Here is a 7,220-nt window from a genome sequence, read left to right as displayed (position 1 = left end):
CCTGTGGTCTCCCTTTTTTCATGTCGGGAATTTTAATTGGCCTGTGTGGTGGGCACGGTAGACTGGCGTTGGTTGCAGTTTTTTCTACCGAGAGGAACACCATGACGTCGCGCATCTGGCAGTTGGCAGGTGTTGGTTTACTGGGTTTGAGCATCAGCCTTGGGGCCTTGGCTGAAGGGCCCGGCGAGGGGCACGGTGAACGTGGCCAGCAGGTGCAAGGTGAGAGTGGACCGGGGCGCTCGCTCAACTCGCGCGACGAAGTGCGCCAGACCCAACCGCCGCGCCAGGGGTATTACCAGGACATCCCCCGCCGCCACGGTGATGATCACCACTGGCAAACCGGTGGCCCGGGGCAACGGCCCGGTGGCGACTGGCAGGGGCGCCCGGATGGCCATGGCAATGGCTGGGGGCCTGGGCCGCAGTATCGCCCAGGGCACACGGTGGATCATTTTCCTGACCGCTACTGGAAAGTACCCTACCGGGGCGCTGACTATTTCTACTCCGGGGGTTACTGGTACCGCCCGCACGGGGGCCGTTACATCGTGGTGACCCCGCCGTACGGCGTGCGGGTCAGTTATCTGCCGCCTTACGCGCGGGAAGTGTGGTTGGGTGGTGCGCTGTTCTTTCTGGTGGCCGATACCTATTACCAGTACCTGGCAGACAGCCAGGAATATGTGGTGGTCAACCCGCCGGTCGGCGTGCCGTCGCCCGTGCCGGTGGCCCCGGCAAATGGCGGGTATGACGTGGTGGCTTATCCGATGTATGGCCAGGGTCAGGAACAGCAGGAGCAGGACCGCTACCAGTGCCATCGCTGGGCAGTGAGCCAGTCGGGCTTCGACCCGGCGACGGCGACATACGCACCGGCGGCCACTGTGCTCAGCCACTATCAGCGGGCGCTGGGGGCCTGTTTCAGTGGTCGGGGTTACAGCATCAACTGAACCCTGCAGGGGTAGGGATTAATTACCTCATACCGGGTCGGCGTGCACCATCACGTCTGCCTGTGGGTAACGCTGGCGGATCACCCGCGAGGCCTCCACGCACAAGCTATGCGCCTCATGCAGCGGCAGTTGCCCCGGCAGTTCCAGGTGCAGTTGCACAAACCACTGGTTGCCCGACACGCGCGTGCGCAGGTCATGCACGCCTTTCACGCCTGCAACGGCCAGCACCAGCGCGGTCATGTCCTCGCCAACATCGCCGGGTAAGGCCTTGTCCATCAGGATGGCCGTACTTTCGCGGGCAATCTGCAACGCACTCCAGAGGATGTAAAAGGCGATGCCCAGGCCGAACAGCGCATCCAGCTGCGGCCAGCCAAAACGCGTCAGCAACAGGGCCAGCAGAATGCTGCCGTTGAGCAACAAGTCAGAACGGTAGTGCAGGGAATCTGCCCGTACCGCAGTGGAGCCGGTGAGCCGGATGACCTTGTACTGCAGCGCCAGCAGGGCGACCGTCAGCACCAGCGACAGCAGCATCACCGCGATACCGATGGAGGTATCACCCAGCGGTTGCGGGGTGTACAGACGCTCGACCGCCTGCACCCCGATCAGCACCGCACTGCCACCGATGAACAGCGCCTGAGCCATACCGGCCAAGGCCTCGGCCTTGCCATGGCCGAACCGGTGATCGTCGTCGGCCGGGCGCAGGGCGTAGTGCACCGCCAGCAGGTTGAGGAACGAGGCCACGGCGTCCAGTGCCGAGTCGGTCAGCCCGGCCAGCAGGCTCACCGACCCGCTCAGCCACCAGGCCAGCGCCTTGCTCAGCACCAGGATGCCGGCCACCGCCAGTGATGCGCACGTGGCAAGGCGGAGCAGGCGCTGGTGTTCAGCCGGGGTAGTGATCATCCGTGGTCAGTGTCCTTGTGGCTCAGGCTGCCGGGACCAGGCCCAGGCTGGCCAGTTGTTCGATGCTGCCGCGGTGCTGGATCAGCCGTGGGTCGTTCAGCGGCAGGCGCTGGCCCAGTTCGCTTTCCAGAATGGCCTGCAACTTCAGGTTGTCGACCTTGCCATCGGGGCTGACGGCTTCCTGCAGTTTGGCCGGGTCAACCTGGGCAGTGCGGCCACCTGGGTAGTAAATGGCGCCGGTGGCAAAGTCGATGCCGAAGGCAATGAGCCCCGGGATCACGTAGAACAGGATACCGATGGCATCCATTGCAGCAACCACAGGGTCGATCTTGCCGCCGATCTGGCCGCGCCGGTCCGGGTAGAAAATGGTGCCGCAGGCCGTCAGTTGAGTCAGCAGGGTGGCGATGAGGGCGCCACCGATGACGCGGGTCGAGATGCGCATGTAAATCTCCGAGAAGGTGTTCAGCAGGACAAGCGAAGCGCCTGCACCTGATGTTAAGACCATGATAGAGCAGGCTGGGTTCGCCGTTATACTCGCGAGACTGCTCGAGGACCACCATGATTTCATTACCCATTGATGCTGCCTTGCCCGCCCTGCGCCAGGCTCTGGAAAACCGTGACGAAGTGGTGCTTGAAGCGCCGCCTGGCGCTGGCAAGACCACCCGCGTGCCACTGGCGCTGCTGCACGAACCGTGGCTGGCCGGGCAGAGCATCCTCATGCTCGAGCCACGGCGCCTGGCTGCGCGGGCAGCGGCCGAACGGCTGGCCAGTGAGCTGGGTGAGCAGGTTGGGGAAACGGTGGGTTACCGCATCCGTCTGGACAGCAAGGTCGGCCCGAAAACCCGTATTGAAGTGGTGACCGAAGGCATCCTCACACGCCGCCTGCAAGCCGACCCGGCGCTGGAAGGTGTGGGCCTGCTGATCTTCGACGAATTTCACGAGCGCAGCCTGGATGCCGATCTCGCACTTGCGCTGAGCCTTAACGGCCGCGAGTTGCTGCGTGACGACCCGCCACTGAAGATTCTGCTGATGTCCGCGACCCTGGAAGGCGAACGCCTGTCGCGGTTGCTGGACGATGCCCCGGTGGTCAGCAGCGAAGGCCGCATGCATCCGGTGGATATCCGCTGGGGGCGGCCGTTTCAGCCAGGCGAATTCATCGAGCCACGGGTGGTGGACAGCGTGCTGCATGCGCTGGCTGACCAGGCCGGCAGCGTGCTGGTGTTCCTGCCTGGGCAAGCCGAGATCCGCCGGGTTCACCAAAGCCTTCAGGACGCCCTGGGGGCGCGACCCGAGATTCTGCTGTGCCCGCTGCATGGCGAGCTCGACCTCAATGCCCAGCGCGCCGCTATCGACCCGCCGGCCAAGGGCCTGCGCAAGGTGGTGCTGGCCACCAACATCGCCGAAACCAGCCTGACCATCGATGGCGTGCGCGTGGTGATCGACGCAGGCCTGGCCCGAGTGCCGCGCTTCGACCCCGGCAGCGGCATGACCCGCCTGGACACCCAGCGCATTTCCCGCGCCAGTGCCACCCAGCGCGCTGGGCGTGCTGGCCGCCTGGAACCCGGCGTGTGCTACCGCCTTTGGTCCGAGGCCCAGCATGACCAGCTGGCCGCCCATGGCAGTGCCGAGATTCTCCAGGCCGACCTGGCCGGGCTGGCCCTGCAGTTGGCGCGCTGGGGTGTAACCCCCGAGCAGTTGCGCTGGCTCGACCAGCCGCCAGTTGCAGCGTACGCCCAGGCACAGGACCTGTTGGCGCGACTCAGCGCCTTCCGGCCGGGCAGCCGCGACACCCTCAGCGAACATGGCCAGGCCATGGCCGAACTGCCGGCTCACCCACGCATCGCGCACTTGTTGCTGCGGGGTCAGGATCTGGGCCTGGCACAGATGGCCTGCGATGTGGCTGCACTGCTGGGGGAGCGGGACATCCAGCGTGGCGGTGGTGCCGACTTGCACAGCCGGCTTGCGCTGGTCAGCGGTGAGAGCAAGGCAGCGCGTGGCGGCCAGGGTGGTGTGCAGCGTGCTCGTCAGCTGGCCCGGCAATACCGTGGCCTGTTGCGTGGCAAGGTCGGTGCGCCGGTCGCCGACCCGGACCACCCACGCTGGCTGGGCGCCCTGCTGGCGCTGGCCTACCCTGACCGGGTCGCCCAGCAGCGCCGGGCGGGTGGGGCGGAGTATCGGCTGGCCAACGGCCGTGCGGCCCTGTTTGGCGAAGTCGATGCATTGATGAAGTGCCCATGGCTGGTGATCGCCGACCTGGGTAGCCGCCAGGGGCAGCGTGAGGAGCGGATCTATCTGGCAGCCGAATTCGATCCGGCGTTGCTTGAGGGGGTACTGGCCGAGCAGGTCGAGCGGGTCGATATCCTCGATTGGGACGAGCGCGAGCAGGTGTTGCGCGCCGAGCGTCAGGTGAAGGTTGGCGAACTGGTCCTCAGCCGCGAGCCGCTGCCTGGGCTGGATGATGAAGCCAGGACCCGGGCGCTGCTTGGCCTGGTCCGGCGCAAAGGTTTGAACCTGCTGACCTGGACGCCGGAACTGCGGCAATGGCAGGCACGTGTGGCGCTGCTGCGTCAGCTCGACCTGCAGAAGGATGGCCACAGCGAATGGCCTGACCTGGGGGACGAAGCCCTGCTGGCCAGCCTGGAAGACTGGTTACAGCCTTACCTGAGCAAAGTATCGCGCCTCAGCCACTTTGCCGCGCTGGACTTGCCGTCGATGCTGCGCAACCTGCTGCCCTGGCCGCTGCCGCAACGCCTGGAAGAACAGGCCCCGGCGCATTTGGCCGTGCCGTCCGGCTCGAACATCCGCCTGGATTACAGCGAAACCCCGCCGATTCTTGCCGTGCGTCTGCAAGAACTGTTCGGCCTTGCCGACACCCCGCGCATCGCCAATGGCCGGCAGCAGGTCAAGCTGCACCTGCTGTCACCGGCGCGTCGGCCGGTGCAGGTGACCCAGGACCTGGCCAGTTTCTGGCGCACGACCTATGCCGAGGTGAAGAAAGACCTGAAAGGGCGATATCCGAAGCACTACTGGCCGGACGACCCTCTGGTGGCCGAGGCTACCGCCAGGGCCAAGCCGAGAGGGAGCTGATGCACACCACCGAGTGCGGCAGGCCGAAAAAATCATGCGCTGGCCACGACGTGTCAGTGGTCGTGCCATTCATCGTATTGCCCCGGCCAGTGAAGCTCGATCTGCCTGCCTCAATAGGAACGTGATCACTTCGCCTTCCTCAACGTTGAGCCAGGCTACCCACTCCCCACTCCTGTGCGGCGTATCCGTGAGGGCGCCGACCCTGTAGCCCCGCTGGTCGCGCAGATGGCAGACAAGTCCTTCATCTGTCAGCGCCAGCGGCTCGATTTTCCAGTATTCGCTAACGTCTGCATGCCAGTAGAAGCCCAGATAGCCATTGCGGCTGAATCCTAGCTTCTTGGTCTCCGGGCGCCCTGGCATGCTGATGCGGTAGTGCAGGCGATCGTTGGTCCGCGAGTGGTAATGAAAGTCCATCACCGGCGACTCCTGCCTACCTCCCGCCTGCAACCAGTCATCCTCGGGGCTAATGCCCCAGCCGAATTTGTCTGTACTGCGGCTGAGGCGCAGCGGGATGTCTCGGTCGACGGCGCGCATGTACAGTTGGCCGCGAAATGACCGGGCGTACCCTGCCTTGATGGTTTCGTTCATGGTGCACTCCTTGAATGGCGTTGAGGGTGTGCACTCTGGCGCCAAGGCTGGGCAGCCGGCAGATCGAAAACATTCCCCGGTGGCCTCAGGTGCTGGCTTCACCTTCCAGCAACATGAACAGGCGGTACAGCACCACGGTGCTGAACAGCTGCAGGAAGCCGCTGAGGCTGTCCATGGCCAGTTCCATCCCGGGTGATGGCTCGGGGAAGGCCATCAACAGCAGCCCGTCGATCAGCCATATCGGTGCCAGCACGCCTAACACGCAGATCATGATGCGCATGAAATGCCCGGTGGTCATGCTTGCGCTTTCGCGCATCGCCTGCACCACCGGCCGGCCGCGCAGCACCAGCAGGTACTCGGCGAACACCAGGTTGATCATGATCCACACCCCCGGGAAGATGAACAGCGCCAGGCCGGCCATGATCAGTAGCGAGCTGATCAGGATCAGCAGGGCCAGTTGCGGCCACAGTTGAAGGGCGCGGGCGAACAGGTCGCGCTTGGCGATTTCCTGGCCGTTGCTGCGTGTGTCCAGGTACAGGATCAGGGCTGCGCTGTACAGCGGGTAGAACAACAGGCTGACCAGCATGCCGTAGGCCGGTGATGCCTGGTCGCCCAGCTGCCGGTCCAGCAATTGGGTGAGCAGGGCTTCCACCACCACCAACGGCAGGCACAGCTGGAGGATGTTTGGCAGGTGACGGCGGAAGAAGTACAGGGAGTCGCGCAGAACGCTCAGCGGATTCATCAGTCAACATCGCATGGCAGTAAAAACAGGGGCCTAACTTTAGCCCAAAGCGGGCCTGGAGCTGTCACTTGCTGAAAAAAGTTTCACCGCAGCAGTGATTGAATCCCGCGCCTGTACGCCCCATCTTTGACGCTGTCCGATGTCCCGCTACCCCACGAGGTCGCCCCATGAACACTGAAGAACAAACCCTGATCGACGGCCTGTTCGGCCGCCTCAAGCAAGCCGAAGACCCAAGCCAGCCGCGTGACGCGCAAGCCCAGGCGTGCATCGAGCAGCACGTGCGTCAGCAACCGGCGGCGCCTTACTACATGGCCCAGGCGATTTTGGTACAGGAGGCCGCGATCAAGCGCCTCGACGAACAGAACAAGCAGCTGCAAGCCGAGCTGCAGCAGGCCCGTGCCCAGGCTCAGGCGGCACAAGCCGCCAGCAGTGCGCCGAGCAATGGCGGGGGTGGCTTCTTGTCCAGCATCTTTGGTTCGGGTGGGCGCAACGCAGCCCCGGCGGTGCAGCCACAGCGTCCTTCGGCGCCCCCTGTAGCGTCCGGTGGTGGCTGGCGCGAGCCGTCGGCACCTGGTTTCGCCCAGCCTCAGGCGCCGCAGCCTGGCTATGGCGCCGCGCCTGCGCGCAGTGGGGCCAGCAGCTTCCTTGGCGGGGCCATGCAGACCGCCGCCGGTGTGGCCGGTGGTGTGCTGCTGGCGCAGGGTATCAGCAGCCTGTTCAACCACAACTCGCAACCGGAAGAAGTGGTCGAGGTCATCAAGGAAGAGCCGGCGCCAGCCAGCGACAGTGGCGGCTGGAACGACCAGGGCGGGCAGCAGCAAGTGGCTGACAACGGTGGCTGGGGCAGTGACCAGGGTGGATACGCCGACGGTGGTTTTGGCAGCGATGACGGCGGGTTCTTCTCGGACGACGATTCTTACGTCTGACAGGTCTGGCATACTGCTGGCATTTCCGGGGGCGCTTTG

The 7,220-nt window shown here is 64.8% G+C and carries 7 protein-coding genes; 3 read left to right on the top strand and 4 right to left on the bottom strand.

Annotated elements, in window-relative coordinates:
- Positions 1–101: 101 nt before the first annotated feature.
- Positions 102–938 carry a DUF6515 family protein gene (locus tag ACF8FB_RS03525; RefSeq protein WP_392510554.1) on the top strand — a complete coding sequence of 279 codons (837 nt, stop codon included), beginning with the start codon at positions 102–104 and terminating at the stop codon, positions 936–938.
- Between the two features lie 27 nt (positions 939–965).
- Here ACF8FB_RS03525 and ACF8FB_RS03520 read toward each other — a convergent pair whose 3' ends face one another.
- Complete coding sequence (locus ACF8FB_RS03520) at positions 966–1,838, bottom strand: cation diffusion facilitator family transporter (protein WP_392511041.1); 873 nt, start codon at positions 1,836–1,838, stop codon at positions 966–968.
- A 22-nt stretch (positions 1,839–1,860) separates the two neighbouring features.
- Positions 1,861–2,280 (bottom strand): hypothetical protein, encoded by a 420-nt coding sequence (locus tag ACF8FB_RS03515; RefSeq protein WP_014592516.1) that lies wholly within the window; start codon positions 2,278–2,280, stop codon positions 1,861–1,863.
- 116 nt (positions 2,281–2,396) lie between these two features.
- Here ACF8FB_RS03515 and hrpB point away from each other — a divergent pair, with 116 nt between their 5' ends.
- Positions 2,397–4,925: an ATP-dependent helicase HrpB gene (gene hrpB / locus ACF8FB_RS03510; RefSeq protein ID WP_392510553.1), complete on the top strand. Its 2,529-nt coding sequence runs from the start codon at positions 2,397–2,399 to the stop codon at positions 4,923–4,925.
- A 69-nt stretch (positions 4,926–4,994) separates the two neighbouring features.
- Here the strand turns inward: hrpB and ACF8FB_RS03505 are convergent, their stop codons facing one another.
- Together ACF8FB_RS03505 and ACF8FB_RS03500 are read right to left on the bottom strand one after the other, a co-directional pair.
- Positions 4,995–5,513: a hypothetical protein gene (locus tag ACF8FB_RS03505; RefSeq protein WP_392510552.1), complete on the bottom strand. Its 519-nt coding sequence runs from the start codon at positions 5,511–5,513 to the stop codon at positions 4,995–4,997.
- Positions 5,514–5,598: 85 nt separating this feature from the next.
- Positions 5,599–6,255: a YciC family protein gene (locus ACF8FB_RS03500; protein ID WP_010955396.1), complete on the bottom strand. Its 657-nt coding sequence runs from the start codon at positions 6,253–6,255 to the stop codon at positions 5,599–5,601.
- A gap of 167 nt (positions 6,256–6,422) precedes the next feature.
- On the opposite strand from ACF8FB_RS03500, the gene ACF8FB_RS03495 reads away from it, so the two are divergent.
- Entirely contained in the window at positions 6,423–7,181 is a 759-nt protein-coding gene (locus ACF8FB_RS03495; RefSeq protein ID WP_104962605.1) for a DUF2076 domain-containing protein, read from the top strand.
- The last annotated feature ends 39 nt before the right edge of the window (positions 7,182–7,220 follow it).

Source organism: Pseudomonas sp. yb_2 (assembly GCF_043103905.1).
Taxonomy (GTDB): Bacteria; Pseudomonadota; Gammaproteobacteria; order Pseudomonadales; family Pseudomonadaceae; genus Aquipseudomonas; species Aquipseudomonas alloputida.
Note: the sequence above shows the minus strand (reverse complement) of the source record. Positions and strands in the feature narration are given on the sequence as shown.